This is a genomic window from Bacteroides timonensis, assembly GCF_000513195.1.
Lineage (GTDB): Bacteria > Bacteroidota > Bacteroidia > Bacteroidales > Bacteroidaceae > Bacteroides > Bacteroides timonensis.
This window is the reverse complement of the sequence record NZ_CBVI010000117.1, coordinates 36,464-56,630: the sequence shown is the minus strand read 5'-3', so window position 1 is coordinate 56,630 and position 20,167 is coordinate 36,464. Positions and strand designations below refer to the sequence as shown.

The 20,167-nt window shown below is 42.0% G+C and carries 14 protein-coding genes and 2 pseudogenes; 6 read left to right on the top strand and 10 right to left on the bottom strand.

What is annotated here, in order from left to right; all coding sequences use genetic code 11:
• The 7 genes from BN161_RS21600 to BN161_RS21570 all read right to left on the bottom strand — a co-directional run.
• Positions 1-409: acetyltransferase (locus tag BN161_RS21600; protein WP_044270170.1), on the bottom strand; the 409-nt coding region annotated here is incomplete at its 3' end.
• 61 nt (positions 410-470) lie between these two features.
• A complete protein-coding gene (locus BN161_RS21595; protein WP_007216376.1) occupies positions 471-1,193 on the bottom strand; it encodes a LytR/AlgR family response regulator transcription factor in 723 nt (240 codons plus the stop codon).
• The gene (locus tag BN161_RS21590; RefSeq protein ID WP_044270165.1) at positions 1,190-2,242 is read right to left on the bottom strand and encodes a sensor histidine kinase; all 1,053 of its coding nucleotides are present in this window, start codon (positions 2,240-2,242) and stop codon (positions 1,190-1,192) included. Before BN161_RS21590 ends, BN161_RS21595 begins: the two co-directional genes overlap by 4 nt.
• Positions 2,239-3,312, bottom strand: coding sequence for a sensor histidine kinase (locus BN161_RS21585; RefSeq protein ID WP_044270163.1), 1,074 nt, complete (start codon positions 3,310-3,312; stop codon positions 2,239-2,241). Before BN161_RS21585 ends, BN161_RS21590 begins: the two co-directional genes overlap by 4 nt.
• 67 nt (positions 3,313-3,379) lie before the next feature.
• Positions 3,380-5,773 (bottom strand): TonB-dependent receptor, encoded by a 2,394-nt coding sequence (locus BN161_RS21580; RefSeq protein WP_044270162.1) that lies wholly within the window; start codon positions 5,771-5,773, stop codon positions 3,380-3,382.
• A gap of 56 nt (positions 5,774-5,829) precedes the next feature.
• Positions 5,830-6,252, bottom strand: coding sequence for an ACT domain-containing protein (locus tag BN161_RS21575; protein WP_044270161.1), 423 nt, complete (start codon positions 6,250-6,252; stop codon positions 5,830-5,832).
• A 249-nt stretch (positions 6,253-6,501) separates the two neighbouring features.
• A complete protein-coding gene (locus BN161_RS21570) occupies positions 6,502-8,106 on the bottom strand; it encodes an ABC-F family ATP-binding cassette domain-containing protein (protein WP_044270160.1) in 1,605 nt (534 codons plus the stop codon).
• Between the two features lie 364 nt (positions 8,107-8,470).
• On the opposite strand from BN161_RS21570, the gene BN161_RS21565 reads away from it, so the two are divergent.
• A complete protein-coding gene (locus tag BN161_RS21565; RefSeq protein ID WP_044270159.1) occupies positions 8,471-10,600 on the top strand; it encodes a GAF domain-containing hybrid sensor histidine kinase/response regulator in 2,130 nt (709 codons plus the stop codon).
• 12 nt (positions 10,601-10,612) lie between these two features.
• On the opposite strand, the gene cdd is transcribed toward BN161_RS21565, so the two are convergent.
• Entirely contained in the window at positions 10,613-11,092 is a 480-nt protein-coding gene (gene cdd, locus BN161_RS21560) for a cytidine deaminase (protein WP_044270158.1), read from the bottom strand.
• Between the two features lie 98 nt (positions 11,093-11,190).
• On the opposite strand from cdd, the gene BN161_RS21555 reads away from it, so the two are divergent.
• The 5 genes from BN161_RS21555 (at position 11,191) to BN161_RS21535 (ending at position 18,517) form a co-directional block, all read left to right on the top strand.
• Positions 11,191-12,117, top strand: a complete 927-nt coding sequence (locus tag BN161_RS21555) for a glucosaminidase domain-containing protein (RefSeq protein ID WP_044270157.1) — start codon at positions 11,191-11,193, stop codon at positions 12,115-12,117.
• Between the two features lie 147 nt (positions 12,118-12,264).
• Positions 12,265-12,825: an RNA polymerase sigma factor gene (locus BN161_RS21550; protein WP_044270156.1), complete on the top strand. Its 561-nt coding sequence runs from the start codon at positions 12,265-12,267 to the stop codon at positions 12,823-12,825.
• On the top strand, positions 12,825-13,802 hold the full coding sequence (locus BN161_RS21545; protein ID WP_044270154.1) for a FecR family protein: 978 nt from the start codon (positions 12,825-12,827) through the stop codon (positions 13,800-13,802). Before BN161_RS21550 ends, BN161_RS21545 begins: the two co-directional genes overlap by 1 nt.
• Before the next feature lie 112 nt (positions 13,803-13,914).
• Entirely contained in the window at positions 13,915-17,058 is a 3,144-nt protein-coding gene (locus tag BN161_RS21540; RefSeq protein WP_044270153.1) for a SusC/RagA family TonB-linked outer membrane protein, read from the top strand.
• A gap of 31 nt (positions 17,059-17,089) precedes the next feature.
• A complete protein-coding gene (locus BN161_RS21535; protein WP_044270152.1) occupies positions 17,090-18,517 on the top strand; it encodes a hypothetical protein in 1,428 nt (475 codons plus the stop codon).
• 95 nt (positions 18,518-18,612) lie between these two features.
• Here the strand turns inward: BN161_RS21535 and BN161_RS21530 are convergent.
• A pseudogene (locus BN161_RS21530) lies at positions 18,613-19,740 on the bottom strand (DUF5686 family protein); the annotation flags it as partial.
• A 3-nt stretch (positions 19,741-19,743) separates the two neighbouring features.
• A pseudogene (locus BN161_RS31095) lies at positions 19,744-20,028 on the bottom strand (beta-ketoacyl-[acyl-carrier-protein] synthase family protein); the annotation flags it as partial.
• Positions 20,029-20,167 lie beyond the last annotated feature (139 nt).

The following is a 20,167-nucleotide window of genomic DNA, read 5'->3' as shown; positions in this document are numbered from 1 at the left end:
GGAGGTTTTGCATGATGATATTGTCTTTATGTGTGTCCGCACGTAAGCTTGGATATTGCTTGGCGCACCAATTTAAACAGATATCGCCAATGCCTTTATGACTTCCGTCGGAAGCGATACGGTGAATCACATAATAGGGATCATCATTCAGCCAGGCTCCATCTTCGATAATGGCATAAAAGGGGTCGGGACTCGGAACAAAACAAAATGTTCCGATGATTTTTCCGTGCTCATTTTCACATGCATAGCAATGTCCGTCGGTGATTTCTTTGGCAATCAGTTCACGCTGCGGGTAGCCGTTGATCCACTGGTTTCCGTTTCCTACGGATGCCATAAACTTGCGGGCATGATCGAATATCTCCATCAGGCGGTCTAAGTCAGAAAGTTGGCTGGGACGAATTTGTATCATATCTGTAAACTTGTTAAGTTGCTTAATTCCAAAATACAAATGTACATCATTATTTTTTATATTATCCTTTTCTTTTTCCTTTCATTAGAAATTCTTCAAAGAATGTATCGCGGTAGCTGTTGCCTATGGCAATCTCATAATTGCCTATATAGATGTCATTGTTATCAAATGAATCGATGTGACGGGTATTGACGATATAGGACTTGTTTACACGGAGGAACAGATCCTGGGGCAGGAGCTCGGAGATGCCTTTCATATTCATACGGGTTATGATGCGCTGCTCCGGTAATTGAAGGATTACATAGTCTTTCAATCCTTCGATGAAGAGAATATCGGCATAGTTTACTTTGAAATATTTCCGTTCGGACTTGACAAAGAAATACTCGGAAGATACATTGGCTTCGATGGCCTCTTTTTCTTCTTTCATCAATAATGAATGATAGGAGAGAGCCTTCTGTACAGCTTTCTGGAAACGTTCTGTTTCTATCGGCTTGACCAGATAGTCGATGGCATCGACTTCATAGCTATCCAGTGCATATTCCGTATAGGCAGTGGTGAAGATGATAAGTGTTCGTTTGGAGACAGTATGTGCGAACTCTATGCCGGTGATACCGGGCATCTGGATATCCAGAAAGATTAGATCGACAGAATGTTCTTCCATAAACCGTGCAGCGGACACTGCATTGTTGAACATGCTCAGTAAGCAGAGCTCTTTATTTTCTTCTACCAGCATTTCCATAGCCTCGCGTGCCAGGGGTTCATCATCTATTATAATACAATTCATAAGTTCAGCTTTAAATTTACTACATATTTGTTTTCTGTCTCGGACACTTCCAGTAAATAGCGACCGACATATAAGAGTTCGAGCCGACGTCGGATGTTTGTTAGTCCGATTCCGCCTACACGGCTCTTGCCTGTTGCTACGGCAGGCTTGGAGTTTTCACATTGGAATTCCAATTGATTATCATCAACCTTGAAGAAAAGGTGAACGTATGACGGATGTTCACTATCGAAATTATGTTTCACTGCATTCTCTACAAAGGGAATGAATAGTAAGGCCGGCAATTGTATGCCATCGATATTACCTTCCTCTGTGATATCGTAGTCAAAGTGGTCACGCCGTACTTTTTCCAGATTCAAATAATCGTTCAGGAAATGGATATCGGAACGGAGAGGTACATGTTCGCGGAAATTATCATTCATCTGGTAACGCAATAAATCTTCAAGCTTGAATAATACTTTAGATGCTTCTGCGGGATTTTTTCGAATGAGTACATTGGCATTATTCAGCATATTGAATAAGAAGTGAGGATTTATCTGGTTTTTGAGAAACTTCAATTCAGAATGCAGAGTGGCAGATTGGATCTCATCTACACGCTGGTTATAGAGTATCCAGTGACGGAGCAGGAGTATGGCGGACATTCCGGCTACGGTAAATCCCATGGCTAATACTCCTGATATAGCATTTACCACGATAGGCAACAGACCGTTATCGGATGAGGGAACAGAAATGTCGATGGTGAAAATTTGGAATATGGCTACAGCTATAATGACTATCAGACTAACTCCGGATACACCGAGGGCATATATCAACAGGCGATTTTTCAGCAGGAAGCGAGGGAATAGCCAATAAAGATTGATATAGAAAACTGCATCAATGGAAATAAAATAGATGGCCCATCCCAGCAACCTTTGAGGGAAGCTGAGTGGTCGCATGGGGACATTCCAAAGTATGTTTACTGTAATCATAAATACCACGAATTGCAGAAACAGATGCCTTGCCGTCCGATAACGTGGAGCAAGCAGGAAATTGGTAAAACGGTTATTGATCATTTTCCACCTCCTTTCAATTCAAGCTGAATGCTTTGGTCGGTTAATTCCAGCCGGTAGTTCTCTCCGTATTGCAAATCAAGACGTTGCCGGATTTTATTTAATTCCTGTTCCGGTTCCAAGCAAGGTATGGATACCTGGCAATTGAACTGAATATTCTCATCTTCTGCGTGCAGATGGATGTCAATGGATGCAGGATGTTCTTCCTGCGTTTCGATTTGTTTTACGGTGTACTGTATAAAAGGGATGAAAAGCAATGGGAATACAAAAGTGCGTCCTGTCTCTCCCGATGCGTTCATGTGGAAATCAAATTTGCCGGAGACAAGTTGTTCCAGTTCCAAATAATTGGTGAGGAATTTGATTTCTGTATTTAACAGCACTTTTTCCCGGTTACAGTCATACAACTGATACCGGAGTATCTGGCTCAGTTTCATTAACATTTTCGAAGCCTTTCCCGGATTTACCAATGCCTGCTCTCCTGAATAGTGGAGTACCCGGAATAACATGGAAGGACTAATTTGTTCTTTCAGATGTTCTATCTCAGACTGCAACCTGATTTTTTCCAATTGCATCACTCGTTGGTTTTCCAGTATCCAAAGCCGCAGCAAGACAGTCATGCCACCGCCCATGATACTGAGGAGCGTTAATGGGAAAGAGGAAAGATAGTCCATCACAAATGCCACTTTAGAGTATCCGACATAAATGTTAGGAACTAAAAAGATATCGGATACAATATACTCCTGTGTAGCTTGAAAGATAAAAACTACGATTAAAGCGGTTGAGAGGGAAAGAATATATGTCAGATATCTTTGTTTGAGCAAGTAACGGGGTACCAGATAGAGCAAATTGAAGTAGAAAATGGAACCATAGAGCAGAAACATATTGAAGATAAGAAGATAGGTCCACTTACCCAACATCTCTATATAGCCCTGACAACTGAATAATACCAGATTACAGGCTATGACAAGTAGTGCCGCGATGACAGTGATATGTCTGGCTACCCGGAAGTGCGAACTGACGAGGAAGCGGTATAGAAAAGAATTATCATTGCCTATAATAGGTATTACTTTCATGGAAGTATCTTTCATTTGAGATGACGAAGATAGAATAAATTCATATAAAACACTGGATTATCCTAAATTAAAACTCTATTTTGTAGCTGATATTGGTCAGACCTGTTTTCTGTTCACTTGCCTCTATCTTTCCTGTTTTTATATTATAAAGATGCTGGATGAACTCTTTGCTGCCCGTAAAGTTGAGGCCTTTCACGGAGAATTCATGAGATACATGTCGTTTATTGATGCGGTAGCTTACTGTATAATTACCAATCAACATTGGAGAACGCTGAATGGAATATGCCCGCGTTTCATCATACTGCACTTCTTTATCGGGGTGATCCATCGTTGCTTCCACGTCTATCGGAGCATAGCGTTCTCCGCCTTGCAGAGTGAGCTTCAGGTTGACACTGAGAATGTTTTGTTTGTTGCGTCCCAGCATCCATTCTTTGCCGATTAGCCCGTTCAATACATATTTTCGGTTAAAGCGTGTGTTGTGCCAGACACCGTCGCCACCGCAATAACGGGAATCGAACAGGGAGGCAGTTATCATGTAGTAGAGGCCTTTGTTCAGTGCCCGTTCCCAAGTGAAGTCTACACCGAAGTTGCGCCCTCGTCCTTTGTTCACTAAAGCATTTTCCACGAAAAATTCATCTCGGTTAAGTACTGAAAAAGAACTATCGCGCATGACAGGCACATCGTATAGGAACTGAATGTAAGGTTCCACTTTCAGACTTGTATTTTCTGAAACCTTATAGGCGAATGAAAGCATCAGATGGTGTGCTTTGGTGAAATCGAGGTTTTTGTTTACTGATCGGTCACCGGTACTTTGCGTCTTTACAAAGTAAACGTCCATTTTTTCCATACGGCTATACATACCATAAGCCAAAGCAAAGGAAGTCCGAGTATTTGTTTGCCATTTCAGGCTGGCACGTGGCTCAAGGGTCCAACGATTATTCAGTGTGAGTAATTGTCCGTGCAGGCCGAAGTTCAGGCTTAGTTTATCGTTTATTCCCCATGCAGAACTGTTGTAGGCTGAAATCAAACTGGTGTTTCCGTCTCCTTTTGAGATTGTTTCCAACGGTTGATCAATGAATGGAGCGAGTTCTAAATTCATGTTGTAGAACATTTGTGTAAAGGTTAATCCGGTTTTATTGGTAAAACGGTTATTTACTTTCCGGTTCAGTGACGAAGTCAGTATCAGGTTTGTGCTTCTGCTATTCTGATCGATGTTAGGTGAAGGATTAAATTCTCTGTCATAAGTGGTTTGTATGGCCTCTTGGTCGGAATAGGTTCCGGCAAGTGTGGTTTTCAGCAACGTGTTTTCATTAAAGAAGTAGCGATGGGTAACACCTCCGGCTGCCATGTACTGCGTAGAACGTCCCTGTCCGGCATCTTCCAGGTAATCCCATTTATCCGGATTCTTCTCGAGTGAGCTTTTATATTTGTCAAGTAATGCAGTACCCCATACGGCAAAGGTACCTGCGTGGCGGGTGGGGAAGTTTAGTTTGAAGTTCAGGTCTTGATAGTCCATCTTTCCACCTAAGTCAACGTTCAGTAATCCTGTAGTGGAGTAGCGGTAATTGAAGATATACGAAGCCTTATGTTTCTTGTTTAACGGACCTTCGGAGGCGAAATCTATTCCCATGATGCCTATCTGGAATGTGTTTTCATTTCGCTGGTTGTTTCCGTTGCGTAGCTTCATGTCGAAGACACCGGAAACAGCATTGCCGTATTCTGCCGGAAAAGCACCTGTGAAGAAGTCGGAGTTTCCTAAAACCTGTGCACTGAGTGAGGACAGAATTCCACCTCCTAAAGTGGCGATATCTGCGAAATGGTTTGGATTGGGAATTTCCACATCTTCCAGTCGCCACTGCAATAAATGCGGGGCATTACCGTGGATAGATATACCATTATTGGAAACGCTTGGCGTTACTCCGGCAAATGAAGCAACCAGTCGGGCCGGATCATCAAATCCACCTGCATAGCGACTCGCTTCTTCCACGCTGAGCATACGTGCTCCTGCAACAGCCATTTTATTCATGGCTTCGTTCCGGTTGTGCGCACGGACCACTACTTCGCTCAGTTCGTTTACGCTTTCCTGCAAAGCTATTTCCAGATAAACTTCCTTAGCGGAAGTCACCAGGATTTCCCGTACAGTCGCTGACTCATATCCCATGAAAGAGGCTTGTACAGAATGACGGCCTACCGGAACTTTTGGAAGTGCGAAACGTCCGAGACTATCGCACATCATCCCTAATCCCGGAATATCCGTCAACTGTATCGTAGCATACGGAATAGGATGTCCTGATGCCCGGTCATTGACTACTCCTCGCAGTGTTTGTACGGGGCGTCCACTACTTTGTGGGATATTCTCATTATCAACCGATGCTTGTCCGGGGATATTAGAAATTTCTTTTCCGAAAGAGCAAATTGAAATTAGTAATGCAATTATTACTAATACTTTAGTTTTATCCATCTTTATCGTTTTTGGTTTAATGCGACAAAGATAGGTCTCTGCAATACGCTACTCTTTTATTTGAGACGAACCGGATGGCTTTGTAGACGAAACTCGGAAATAGCGGCTAAAGCTTGCTCTGCTTTTTCTTCAGGCACAAAAATGTGATCATGGTAGTACGCAGCAACCACATTGGCACTAATATTCTTTTCTGCCAATTTAGTTGAAAATGCGGCTGTTAATCCAACAGCGTCCAAGCTTGAATGTACATTTAGGGAAATGAGCTTATAAACAGATTCATAATCTATATTTTTATCAATAGCCTCTTGTTGGGTGATGATAAGCGTCAGTCCCTCTTTTTCATGGAAAAAGCCGATGGGGTTCAATTGATGTACATCATCCCAATGGAATTCGGGAAAAGTACAAAAAACAAAACTGCGTTCATCCAGAACAGGATCGATACTGGATAATAATGTCCCTAAATCTTTGATGCCTGCCATAACGTATTGATTTATATTCTTTTTCTTCTCGTTGATGAAGTGATTCTTAATATGCCTTCAATTGCAAAAATAGTACTTTTTTTATGATTTAACGGAAGAACCTTTATACTTATGGCTCCTTCTTGTCTTATCTATTACAAAAACCTTACCAGTTGTATAACTCATACGTGTTGAGTTGTATAACCCAGGCTGTATAAGTTGTACAACTAGTAAACCTTTCGTAGTAAGTAAGAGAAAAAAGGTAGTAAGCTATTTGCTTTCTAACTTAACCCATGATTTACAGTTTATTTCTTTCAGAAATTCCTTATCATGTGATATGGCGATTACCGTTCCTGTATAGTCCCGGATAGTTGCTGTAATGATCTCGATACTTTCAATATCCAGATTATTGGTTGGTTCGTCCAGTATGAAAACATCCGGGGTGTTATCTGCAATCATCAGGCAACAGAAGGAAAGGCGCATCTTTTCTCCACCACTAAGTAATCTGCAAGACTTGTTCCATGTAGCTGCCGGGAAGAGATAACGATTCAATATCGTTTTCAGCTCATGCTCCGGCAGATGGCGCCGATTGAAATATTCCGCCTGTTCCAGAATACTATATTCATTATGGATAAGAGAATATTCCTGATCCAGATAAACTGTGCTGAAATCAATACGGTCAAGTGTTCCACTGACGGCAGAAAGATCTCCGCAAAGTAGTTTCAACAATGTGGTTTTGCCGCTGCCATTATTGCCTTCAATATAGCAGCGGTTGCCACTCCGTAGTTGAAAACTCAACGGGATTTTCCACATAGGCTGGGGAGCGTCCGGATATTGAAAGTTCAGTTCCTTCGCAGTAGCCAATATTTTACCTTCATGCAGGGTGGAAGCATTGAAATTCGTTTTTAATTTCTCCGCAAGAGGTAAAGCACTCTTAATGTGCTGCATGTCCTGTTGCAACTTCTCCGCTTTTTCAGTATGCACACTTTTCAGTTTATTAGTGCTTGCTTCCGCTCTGTTCTTCATAGCACCCATCATAATACGGGGGATTCCTTTTTTGATGGCAGCTTTCTCACCCCGTACATTTTGTTTTGCCTTCTGTTCTGCCAATTCACGGGCTGTTTTCCGGGCAAGTCGCAGAGCTTTTTGCTTTTCTTCTAATTGTTCTTGCAAAGCATTCAACCGGATGCCCTTTTGTTCTTTAAAAAAATCATAATTACCACCATAGAAAGTCAGTCCGGTAGAAGATAATTCACAAATGGTAGGTAATAGGTTTAGTAAAGCCCGGTCGTGGCTGATGACAAGTACAATGGCAGGAGTACGCTGTACAAGATCATATAGCCGTTGTCTTCCTGCTGTATCTAGATGATTTGTTGGTTCATCCAGTAAAATAGCGGCAGGTGAGTGTAGTTCCATACCGGCAAGGAAGATACGTGTTTTTTCTCCTCCACTTAATCCGTTCATCAGGCGGGAGAGGGGAATACTATCCATTCCCCAGGCCGACAAGGCAGCTTGGGTACGTTCTTCAATATTCCAGTCATCATTTAGTGCGGTGAAATGTTTTTCGGATACATCTCCATTCAGGATGGCATGTAAAGCTTCCAGTTTGCCATCTATCCTTAAAGCCTGTGCAATAGTCTGATCATCATATTGCCCGAAATGTTGTGGCACATAGTAAAGATGTTCCGGATGACTGACAGTTCCCCTTGTAGCGGATAAATCTCCTGCAATAATCTTCATTAAAGTGGACTTTCCACAACCGTTGTTTCCGGTCAGTGCCATTTTATCCCCCGGATTGACAATGAGGTTCAAATGTTGGAACAGGATTTCTTTGTCGGAATGGACATAACTAAGGTCTCTGATAATAATACTCATGGTAAATACTGTGTTTAAAGAAGTGAATACACTGTATCAAAAGGACTTCTGATACAATAAAATCTCGATTTTGGAGGGAATAGACAAACACAGTATTGGCTAAACATTCACGTTTGTGATGCTCAGCATTCTGAATTATAAAGCATGTGAAAAGTGATGTTTACCGAAATGTTTGTCTTTACTTAGAAATTCTCATCGTAGCAATTATTAGTTAGTGGGCGCAAAGATAAACATTTCTTTTGGAAATAGCTTTTTATAGGAAAATTTTTATTTGTAAAATAAATCCATATATTTGCAAAATATGTGATATGGCTCGTTAGAGTTCAAGTAATCATTTTATTCAATTTACAGTTATCAATCAAATATGAAATCTACTGATTCCGAACAAGAAGAAGTCGGTATGGAACTGGAACAGTACCGTACCCGGCTCGAACAGATGGTCGAAGAGAAATCCAGAGACCTGATTGCCATTCAGGAGAATCTGGAAGCAACCAATCGGCGGCAGGCATTGTTTATTAAGGTACTGCAAATACTTCAATTGGAACCAGATATTCCCACAGCCATGAATATGGCACTTGCAGAAATCGGTCGTTATACCGGCGTTGATCGTTTGGCAACATGGGAAAACCACCTTGACGGAATTACGTACGGATGCACCAATGAATGGTGTAACGATGGTATTGAACCGGCTATAGATTACTTGCGGAGTATGACTATTGAAGCGGGGAAGCCTTGGTTCGACATGCTCGAAGAAAACCATATCATCTGTACGTCTGATATTTATTCACTCGATCCCTTTATTACTCAGATGCTTGAAATTCAGGGTGTAAAAGCTATTGCTGTTTTTCCTTTGTCACAGTTGGGGGTGCATTTCGGCTTCCTGTCATTTAACTTTTGCTGGAATAAGCAGTGGGACGAAAAAGATGTGGAACTAATGAGCCAAATATCGCAAATTGTATCTACCGCTACGAAACGCTGGCAAGTAGAAACTTCCCTGCAATTGTCTCAGCGAACCATGCAAAAAGTATTGGATAATATCAATGCCAATATCTTTGTTTGTGATTATGATACACAGAAGGTGCTTTTTGCAAATAAGCCTTTCAGGGAAGAAGCCGGACAGGTTTCGGAAAATGCAGAATGCTGGAAAATGCTGAATGCAGGGTTGAATGGATTGTGTGCGCATTGCCCGAAACCACAGTTGCTCGATGCTGATCGCAAATTTACAGGTGTTCATTTCTGGGAAGACTATAATCCAATTACTGAACGTTGGTATACCATCCAGAGTATGGCGATAAAATGGCTCGACGGACGATGGGCAATCATGGAATTGGCCACTGATATTACTACTCGTAAGCAGGTGGAACTGGAGCTGATTCAGGCTAAGGAAAAAGCGGAGGAGTCGGATAGACTGAAATCAGCATTCCTTGCGAACATGAGCCATGAAATACGCACTCCTTTGAATGCTATCGTGGGCTTTTCAAGTCTGCTTGCCGAAGCCGATGATGATGAGCGTGAATCGTACATGTCTCTGGTAGAGGAGAACAACGAACTGCTGCTTAATCTTATTTCTGATATTTTGGATATTTCTAAAATTGAGGCCGGTACAGTAGAGCTTATTATAACAAGAGTGGATGTGGCCCGACTTTGCCGCGAAGTCATTTCCACCTGCTCGCATAAAAAACATGATGAGGCGGTGGGGTTACGTTTTGACGAAAGTTCACCGCAGATAATGGTTGATGCCGATAAGAATCGAATTATGCAGGTGCTTTCTAACTTCATAACCAACGCTTTAAAATTTACAACCAAGGGATCGGTCACTCTTTCCTATAGATTGGAAGATGACGGTCTGTTGCATTTCTGTGTAACGGATACCGGTAAAGGTATTCCTGTTGAACAGCAGCATGAGATTTTCAGTCGTTTTGTAAAACTCGACTCTTTTTCACAGGGTGCCGGTCTTGGTTTGTCTATATGTCAGAGTTTAGTAGAACAGATGGGAGGACAGATTGGAGTAAACTCCCGTGAAGGAGAAGGTTCGTGTTTCTGGTTTACACATCCGTATACACTCGATGCTTCATTGGATTCGGATGCTGCAATAAAGGGTGGAGAGCAAGTTATAAAGATCGTTTCAAGGAACTATAAACCTCTAATTCTGGTGGCCGAGGATATAGATAGTAACTATTTGTTGATCGAGGCGCTTCTCAGAAAGGATTACCGTCTGTTGAGAGCACATGACGGCAATGAAGCTATAGACCTTTTCAATACTCAAGCTCCTGATCTCATTTTTATGGATATGAAGATGCCGGGTATGAACGGGATAGATACAGTCGTTATGTTAAGGGAAGGCGGTGCTCAGGTGCCCATCATTGCACTTACGGCATTTGCTTATGACGATGATAGGGCATTGGCACTCAATGTGGGTTGCAATGACTTTTTGACCAAACCTGTTTCGCCACTCGAGTTACGTAGGATGGTCAGTAAATGGATAGAGAAATAAGTTTTGGAAGTATTATTCCATAGAAGACGCGTCAAATGACAAAGGCAGCAAAGCGCCTACACTCTTCATTTCGTAAATACCCTTTTTCCCGAAGAGTAAAATGCGCATCGGTTGTTTGAAGCGTTTTTCTGTTTCAAGCATCACTTGACGGCATGCACCACAGGGTGGAATCGGATCATCCAAAAAATCCCGTTCATTGCGTGCAGCAATGGCAAGTGTTTCTACTGCCTGATCGGGATATTGGGAGTTTGCATAAAACAGGGTAGTACGTTCGGCACAAAGTCCCGATGGATAAGCTGCGTTTTCTTGATTGGTACCTGTGACAACTGTACCATTTGCCAAATGTGCAGCGGCACCCACGGAGAAGTGTGAGTAGGGGGCATAACTGCGTTGGGTAGCTTCGCGTGCGGCATCCATCAGTTGGCGGTCAGCATCACTTAATTCATTATAATCGTATATTTTAATGTCAATTTGTAAGGTCAAATCTTTCATAAGGTAGTGATGTATATTGTAATTAATGTTACAAAGTTAGAAAAGAGATTGGTAATTCCAATTCTTTTTAAGATTTTTGTACTTCAACTTTTACTGATATGAATAGAATTAACGCTATCAGACTCACTGCGATCCTGGCACTTCTGGTTTGTACCGTTGCCGCCCAGGCGCAGCGTCGGAATACCCGTTACGTGGAATATATAGAGAAGTATGCTCCGCTTGCCGTACAACAAATGAAGGAACACAAGATACCTGCCAGTATTACCCTGGCACAAGGGCTTCTTGAAAGTGGTGCCGGACAGAGCGCACTGGCACGCAAAAGTAATAATCATTTCGGCATTAAATGCGGTAGTAACTGGCGTGGGCGTACGGTGCGTCATGATGATGATGCTCGCAATGAATGTTTTCGTGCATACAGCAATCCCAGGGACTCTTATGAAGATCACTCCGCTTTTCTGAAAAGGGGCGCGCGTTACGCTTTCCTGTTTGATCTGAAAGTTACAGATTATAAAGGTTGGGCACGTGGTCTGAAGAAAGCCGGATATGCAACTGATCCCTCTTATGCTAACCGACTGATAACAATCATAGAGGATTATGATCTTTATAAGTATGACAGTCGTGGCATGAGTAAGCGTGAAGCCCGTAAGTGGGCAAAGGAATTGAAGAAGAAACCCTGGCTGGCTAATCCGCATCAGGTATATATAGCTAATGACATAGCTTATGTTGTAGCTCGTGATGGCGATACTTTCCGTTTTCTGGGTAAGGAATTCGATATCAGTTGGAAGAAACTGGTGAAGTATAATGATTTGCATAAGGATTATACATTGGAAGCGGGTGATATTATCTATTTGAAAAGTAAGAAAAAGAAAGCCTCTAAGCCACATACAGTTTACATTGTGAAAGATGGTGATTCCATGCATACCATTTCACAAAAATATGGTATACGGTTGAAGAACCTGTATAAGATGAATCGGAAAGATGATGAATATATACCGGAAGTAGGTGACAGATTAAGATTAAGATAAAATAGATTGCATATACTAAAAATGACCGCTCATAAGCGGTCATTTTTAGTATATGGCAGAGACTTGTAACAGAAATATAATTTGCTTGTAACCGGAAAGTCCTTCTCTTGGGCATACTTTTGCATTTTCTTTTAAAATATTCCGATTATGGCGACAGGTGACTCTTTTTACGAGGACGAGTACTTGCTTTCCTTGCTCAGACAAGGCAGTCAAGATGCATTTACGCAGATATATAATAAGTACTATTCTATGCTATACTCCTTGTCTTGCAGGTATTTGCAAGACAGAGAACTCGCTGAAGACGTGGTTCAGCAGGTATATTTGCGCTTATGGGAATCCCGTTCTTCTGTTTGCATTACGGTGAGTCTGAAAAATTACCTTTATACAATGGCGAAGAATCATGTTCTGAATATGATTCGTGATAAAAATGAATGGATAGTCAGGCAATATGAAAACATCCAGCAAGAAAATGATATTGTAGACGATGGTTTGCAGGAAAAGCTGGAGGAAGAAAGAAAACTGAGTTGCTTCTACCGGGCTGTGAAGCAATTGCCGGGAGCTAAGCGGGAGATATGTTTGCTGAAGATATATGAAGGGTTGAATAATCAAGAGATAGCTCATAAACTGAATATACCTGTGGGAACAGTGAAGAACTATTATACACAATCCATACAGTTATTGAAATACTACCTCAAAGAATTATATTGATGAATGCAATAAAAGATGTAATGATGAATAAGGTACTTGCTGGTGAAGCCGGTAAGGAAAAGGCACGGGAGTGGGGACGTTGGCTGGCTACGAATGAAGGGCAGGCGTATCTTGCTGCGCAAATGGATGCCGATTTCTTTGAGGAAAGAGAAAATATGGATGATGGTGTCTGTGAAGAATCCCGTAAAAGGGTATTCTGCAATCTGCAAAAGAAAATTTCGAGAAGACGTTTTGCCGGACTAACTCTAAAAGTGGTAGCGGTGGTGGTACCCGTTGCAGCTGTTATAGCCATATTACTCTATCTTAATACGCAGGTTTCTCTTTTTGAACCTCCGTTTTACCAGGATATCCGTGTGGCGAAGGGAGAACGGATGCAAATAGCTTTTCAGGATGGTACCCGTGTTTACTTGTATCCCGGTTCCCGTCTTTGTTATCCAGATAAATTCGGTCTGACGGAGCGTAGGGTGACTTTGGATGGGGAAGCTTATTTTGAGGTGAGCAAGAATTCTCACAGACCCTTCATTGTTGATTTGGATAAAGCTTCTATCCGAGTGACAGGAACTTCTTTTCATTTGCAGGCCTATGCTTGCGAACCGGACATCATAGTTGAACTGGATGAAGGGCAGGTAGATTTACTTTATGGTGACCGGCAAGAATACTCTTTGCGTCCGGGCGAATCACTTATATATAATAAGGTGAAAAACGCTTGTATGCTTCAATTACAGGAAGGAGTAAGCGGGCTTATTCGTTGGAAAGAACAGGAGATCGATTTCCGGAATACTCCGATGAAGGAAGTGCTGAAAGAATTGGATTTGCATTACGGTGTCCCTTTCTGTGTCGGAGATACGGTTGTCTATCAGTATTCTTATACTTTTTGCGTGAAGAAAGCCTCTTTGGAAGAAGTGATGGAGACACTTGAAATAATCTCTCCTGTCCGTTTTCAGAAGGGAGATACCATCCGGGTACGAATGAAATAGCATTGACATGTAAAAGACATGTTCCCGTTATACACTTTAGCTTACCTTTTGTGTCAATAGTACGTATAAAGATCATATTGAATTAATTTCATTAATCATTTAACGTATAAAAATGAAACGAGGTATTTTGATTGTTTTAATGGCTTTTCTGGGCTTGACTTCTGTTATGGCTGCTCAGAAAGTAACTCTGAAGTGTAGGGAAGTTGCCTTAAAGGAAATTTTCGCCAGAATTACGAAACAGACAGGGCTGACGGTAGCCTATAGTTCGCAGGTGCTTAATGTAGATACAAAAATCAGTATTGAGACAGAGAATGCGGAAATTGCAGAAGTCTTGGAGAAATTGCTACCCGCTACAATAGGGTATAAGATCGAAAACAATTCAATTCTGATATTCAAAAAAGAAGTTTCCAAGAAAGCTTCTACAATCAGGATGAAGGGAATTGTTTTTGATAAGAAGACGCGGGAACGGTTGGCAGGCGTAACACTGGTTTTGAATGATAATCCATCCGTAGGTACCATTACCGATATAGATGGAGTGTTTCAAATAACTGCTGCCCAAGGGAGCAAGTTGAAAGTGTCCTATATAGGATATGAAACGCAGCTGGTTGCTATAAGTCCGGTCGATGAATTGAAAGTGGAACTTGATCAGGATAACTTCAAATTGGATGAGGTTGTGGTAACAGGCCAGGGGGCTGAGGTGCAAAAACGCCGGTTATCATCGAATGTAACCACTGTCAGCAGTAAGGAACTGGAACGTATGAAACAGGGGCGTATAGAGCAGGTGTTGCAAAATGCTCTCCCCAATGTGCAGATAACGATGTCCAGTGGTCAGGCAGGTGCAACTTCACTGGTAAAGTCAAGAGGTCTATCTTCTGCTTTCTCTAACTCTACTCCCGTGATTTATGTAGACGGAGTGCGTGTGGATAATATGAACACAGGTGCAACTTTGAATAACTCATTAAGCGGAAACAGTGCAGTGACCGGTTCTATCGGTGATATTCCGATGGAGAATATCGATCACATTGAGTATGTGACGGGTGGTGCGGCTACTACCCTCTATGGTTCAGATGCGGCCAATGGCGTTATTCAGATTTTTACAAAGAAAGGAGCAGAGCAGAAGACTACGTTCTTTGCCGAAACTCAATTGGAGGCGGATATTGCTTCTTCCCAGTTTTATCATTTTAAACGTACCAAAGAGCTGTTGCATCAGATAGGATTCACACAGAAGTACCGTATCGGCTTTGACGGTGGAACAGAGAAGTTCGGTTATAGTTTTGGCGGCAGCATGAGTAACGGTACGGGGACTCTGATAAAGAATGGTAACGAGGATCGTAAATATGACTTGCGTTTCGGTTCAAGAATGAAATTCAATGAACAGTTTGAATATCAGAATTCATTTGGTATGGTGATAGAAGACTTTGCGAGAAGCCGCAATGGTAACCAGGGAGGATATACCGGATTATGGTTTACGGAAGGCGCTGCGGCTACCAATTTCAGGTATACGGATGCAGCGGGCGAACTGGTGAATTATGGCGCTGATCTGGACGCTTTGGATGACTATACTTTTGCTCAGATGAAGGCTTTTGTTACGAAAGCAGAGGTATTGCAAAACAACCGTGAGTCCGTAAAGCGTTTTCAGACTTCCCAATCTCTGAGCTATGCTCCTCTGGCTAATCTGACTTTCAAAGGGGTATTAGGAGTAGATTATCGATTGAATACCAATAAGAACATCATAACTAATGAATATCTGATTCACACCCAACAGAAGCCGGAAGGAACTTCAGATGCAGGCAGTATCTCCAACTTCGACCGCAACTATTTCGGTCTGACTTTGGATTTGAACGGACAGCATAAATATCGTTATAAAGATGTTTTTAGTCTGATCTCTACGGCAGGCTTCCAGTTCTTTAGCACTTATGACCACCAGTCGGTATATAATGGAACAAACGTACGTGATGGTGCCCAGATAATAGAGGGTGCGGGAACGTTAACTTCTAATGAATGGCTAAGCTATCTGTATAATTACGGTTACTTTATTCAGGAAAATATCGGTTTCCTGGACCGCTATTACATTGATTTGGGATTGCGTTCGGACTATAATACTGCTTTTGGTGACAATGTAGGCTGGCAGTATTATCCCAAAGTAGGACTTTCTTATGTTCTCTCTGAAGAACCTTTTATGCAGAGACTGAAAGAGAATAATCTTGTAAGCAGTTTCCGTATTCTGGCCAATTATGGTATTGCCGGTAGTTATCCTCCTGCTTTTGAATATCAACGTACTGTGGCGTTCAATTCTTTCCAGGGAGGGCAAGCCGCTTCTTTTGGTAAATATGGAAATCCGGATCTGGCACCTGAAAAGAAACATTCGTATGAAGCCGGTTTTAATGCTGTGCTTTTCAATCGTGTATTGAATTTGGGATTTACTTATTATTATGCTCTGACCAAAGACGCTCTTTTCAGTATCCCGTCCCTCCCTTCATCCGGTCAGTCTGCCAACTATTTGTCTAATGTCGGTGAAATAGAGAATAAAGGTATTGAATTGAGCCTAGGGCTGCAATTAGTGGATACAAAAGATTGGAATGTTCGCCTGAATGCATCTTATAATACGAATCATAATAAAGTATTGAGTATTGGTAATGCAGTGCCTTTTGCTATTGGCGGTTTCTCTTCGCGAACGGTTCAAACGGTGGTAGCTGAAGGAGAACCGGTAGGTTTCATCCGTGGTTATAAGGCCGTACTGAATCCGGATAACTCACTGAAGGAAATTCTGCCTTTACAGAATCTGGGCTCTACACTTCCTACAGCTTATGGTAACTTCTCTTTGTCGGCAAGTTATAAGAATCTTTCGTTCATGCTCAGCGGTGATTATCAATATGGAGCTTATGTACATTCGTTCGACCGCCAGTTCCGTTTCTCAAAGGGTTTGAAAGACGATGCTATTCCAGAGAAAGCACTGGAAGGACTTGACCAGGGTGCTAACTGGCTTAATTTCACTAACTTTTTCGTAGAGAAATCAGATTTCCTGAAAATCAGGAATATCGGAATAGCTTATGATTATAAGCTGAAGAAGTATCTGAAATCAGTCAATCTGGCTTTCAATGTTTATAATCCGTTTGCCTTTACAGCCTCATCGGTAGACCCGGAAGCTGCCTTGGCAGGTGCCCGTTCGCAAGGTGCAGTAGCGGTAGGTGGATTGAACTACTCTTCTTATTCCACTCCCCGTCAGTACGTGGGAACGATACGTGTCTCTTTTTAATCATTGGTTTAACTCGTAAATAAATATAGATATGAACATTAAGAATTATATATTGATAGCTTCTCTGGCTTGTGCCTGTTCGTCTTGTGAACTTTTACAACCGAATGAGATCATTAATCCGAATGTAGATGAAGATACATTTTTGAAGACTCCTAATGCCATGACTACTTGGGTGAACGGAGCCAACCGTTCGTTTGCCACGATTATCGGTTCGTATGTGGAATTGACTGAAATACTCTCCGATAATTATTTTAATAACTATAGCCAGAGTAGTAAGGTTTTCGATTTTCCCACTATCCTGTATACGGATATAGATGTAACCAATTTGCAGCGTCACGTAGGTACATTGCGGGAAACGGCGATCCAGGGATTAGAAGTAGTGGCTAAGGCCGATGCAACTACTACAGATGAACAACGCTATAATCTCTATTATATCAAGGGATATTCTTATCTCCTGGCAGGAGAATATTTCCGGGCGCTCCCTGTTGAAAACGGGGGAGAGATAAAGGGCTGGAAGGAGAACCTGAATCTGGCTATCTCTACATTTACGGAGGCTCTGAAATTTACAAGTGATACGGATGAAACAGCATTTATCAACACCTTGATAGCCCGTGCCTATTATCGGCTCGGAGATAAAGTAAATGCAGTGAAGTATGCCAGCAATGTCTTGACGTTGTCGACGGATTTCACAAAACAGGTGACATTTGATGGGGAGAATAATGTGATAAGTTCTATTCAGGGATATATTTATGGCACCAATTTCCAACCACTGCCTCGTTTGGATTTCCTTGATCCGAAATATTTTCAGACTAAGGCAAAAGAGGCACGTCCTATCTGTATTGCCAAAGCGGAAGAACCCTATTTGATTTTGGCTGAAGCTGCTTTAGCTGACAACGATGTAAACGGAGCAAAAGGTTTTCTGAAAACATTGTTGAGGCTTGTTAACAATCGTCCGGTAGCAACAGATATTAATGATCAGTTGGAAGGACGTTATAACGGAGGGTATAAAGAATATCCTAACAGTTCGGAATACCGGGTAGCCGCATCTTCCGAGGATGAATTCAGGAGCGGACTTGTGCTCGACCGTCAGTCACCTCATTTAATTTCTGTTCCTTATATTTCCGGTACTTCCGTTACAGAAGAAATGATTGATGCCCCAACCACAGTCGATGGGCTTTTAGAAGTTCTTTATCTGATGCGACAAGAAATCTTTATGGCAGAAGGCAGACGTGCAGCCGACTTGGGCATTCGTTTTCCGGTATGTGAAACGGAAGCTGCAAATACACCTTCGGCAGCAGAATATACCACTGCACAAATTCCTTCTTTCATTCCTTTGAATCAGGATATGGATGCTTTTGAGATGGATAAGGAAGCGAAAACGGTTGTGATTAAATATAATATGAATCGGATTATCGTACAAAATAAATCTTCGGAATATGTAGCACCTTTCTTCAATTAAATAATAATCCCCTATGTAGGCATTACTAATATATAATGCCGGCATAGGGGATAATTTGTATAATATCCGGAGTTATAACTGAAGAAGTTGAGATATTAGAATGATAGTCTCATTGTACAACGTATTCCCTTTGTCTGAATGTCCGGATGATTGCGATAGTTTAATCGCCAGACATAATCAACGCGAAGGAACTTAAAGATATTCTCAACGCCCACACTTGCTTCCATATAAGGAGCCTTTCCTAATATATATGAACCCTTTGGAAAAAGATATAGCCCGTCCCCTCCATTCTTAGGATTATTCTTCTCCGTCAGATGTCCCCATAAACCACGGAAACAGAACATCTCCCTTGCTTTCAATTTCTTGATGAGAGGCAGACGATTCAGAAGATTTCCATTCATATAGTATGTCAAATCCCAGGAAACATATTCGTCACTGATAAACTCCATGGCGTTCATATTCGTATAAGCTTCCGGCTGAATGGTATAAGAAAGGTTTGCATTCGGCAGAATTAACAGCGGATACGGAACTTTGCTCCATACCTTTCCGGCTTTGGTGATAATGTCGATATATCCAAAAGCTGAAAACCAGAAACGTTTCTGTATGCCGATATCCGTACGATGATAATCGTAGGATGAGCCAAGCAGGTTTTTCTTTGCCATGCCATGACTGAAATTAAAGATTAAAGCATCAAATGTAATTGGAACACGACTATTGCGAGTCTGATAGAATTTTTCATTTTTGCCATAACGGAGCTTCAGTTCCAGTTCCGTCATATTATAGTGCTTGACATCGCTGATGGTTCCGTCTGCATTGATACGGTCGAAAACAGCATATTCCGTGGCATATTCGCGACGGTTACGAACAATGGCATTATATGCCAGTCCGTTATACTGTTCGTAAGAGTAAGTCAGCTCAGCCTGTCGCAAATAAGTTGCCCGTGTATCCTTCTGACGTCTGATACTTAGAAGGACATTATTTTTGTTGGTGTACATGTACTGCTGTCCCAACTTGTTAATATCATACATATATTCAAGCCGGATTGAATTTATCGGAAATTCCTTGCCGTATTCTTTGCGTTCATTGAATGAATATTCAACAAGGGCATTATACTTCAGCTTTTCATCTCTCGTTCCATACGCCATATAGCCATCGAAGAACCAATTTTTATTGAGTGCGGGCGTCGTTGTGCCTCTCACCCGAAAGCGTGCCCCTTCGATTGCACCAGCCATCCACATCTCATGCCCTGTCTGGCTTTTGGTGGAGGTTACAGGAACCCTGCAATCGCCGAATATCTGAGCTGTGGCTGACGCTTCTCTGCTATCTCCGATACGTGTAGAGGTGGCATGTGCATTGATATAACCTATTTGTTGGGGAGATATACCCCCTTTGTTCAGACACAATTTAAGCGAACGGGCCGGCCCTGCTACATTGGGAGTGGAAATATGATCCCCATTGCCCCAGAATCCCCAACTTACTATTTCTGCGAGTATGGGTGCCCCTCGCTTCACGGCATGTTCGTAACTCTCTATGATTACTGTTGCCGCACCACTGCCGGGTACCAGACCGTCGCGGTCGAACGGACGGCTGGCCTTGGCGGGATTGTCTTCACGTATAGAGAATGATTGGATGCCGTCGAATGAAGCCACG

Bases quoted from the DNA above. Each gene is read 5' to 3' on its own strand.
- BN161_RS21580 (WP_044270162.1), bottom strand. From the start codon at position 5,773: ATGGATAAAACTAAAGTATTAGTAATAATTGCATTACTAATTTCAATT.
- BN161_RS21550 (WP_044270156.1), top strand. From the start codon at position 12,265: ATGGCGACAGGTGACTCTTTTTACGAGGACGAGTACTTGCTTTCCTTG.
- BN161_RS21590 (WP_044270165.1), bottom strand. From the start codon at position 2,242: ATGATCAATAACCGTTTTACCAATTTCCTGCTTGCTCCACGTTATCGG.
- cdd (WP_044270158.1), bottom strand. From the start codon at position 11,092: ATGAAAGATTTGACCTTACAAATTGACATTAAAATATACGATTATAAT.
- BN161_RS21595 (WP_007216376.1), bottom strand. From the start codon at position 1,193: ATGAATTGTATTATAATAGATGATGAACCCCTGGCACGCGAGGCTATG.
- BN161_RS21555 (WP_044270157.1), top strand. From the start codon at position 11,191: ATGAATAGAATTAACGCTATCAGACTCACTGCGATCCTGGCACTTCTG.
- BN161_RS21535 (WP_044270152.1), top strand. From the start codon at position 17,090: ATGAACATTAAGAATTATATATTGATAGCTTCTCTGGCTTGTGCCTGT.
- BN161_RS21545 (WP_044270154.1), top strand. From the start codon at position 12,825: ATGAATGCAATAAAAGATGTAATGATGAATAAGGTACTTGCTGGTGAA.
- BN161_RS21540 (WP_044270153.1), top strand. From the start codon at position 13,915: ATGAAACGAGGTATTTTGATTGTTTTAATGGCTTTTCTGGGCTTGACT.
- BN161_RS21565 (WP_044270159.1), top strand. From the start codon at position 8,471: ATGAAATCTACTGATTCCGAACAAGAAGAAGTCGGTATGGAACTGGAA.
- BN161_RS21575 (WP_044270161.1), bottom strand. From the start codon at position 6,252: ATGGCAGGCATCAAAGATTTAGGGACATTATTATCCAGTATCGATCCT.
- BN161_RS21585 (WP_044270163.1), bottom strand. From the start codon at position 3,312: ATGAAAGTAATACCTATTATAGGCAATGATAATTCTTTTCTATACCGC.
- BN161_RS21570 (WP_044270160.1), bottom strand. From the start codon at position 8,106: ATGAGTATTATTATCAGAGACCTTAGTTATGTCCATTCCGACAAAGAA.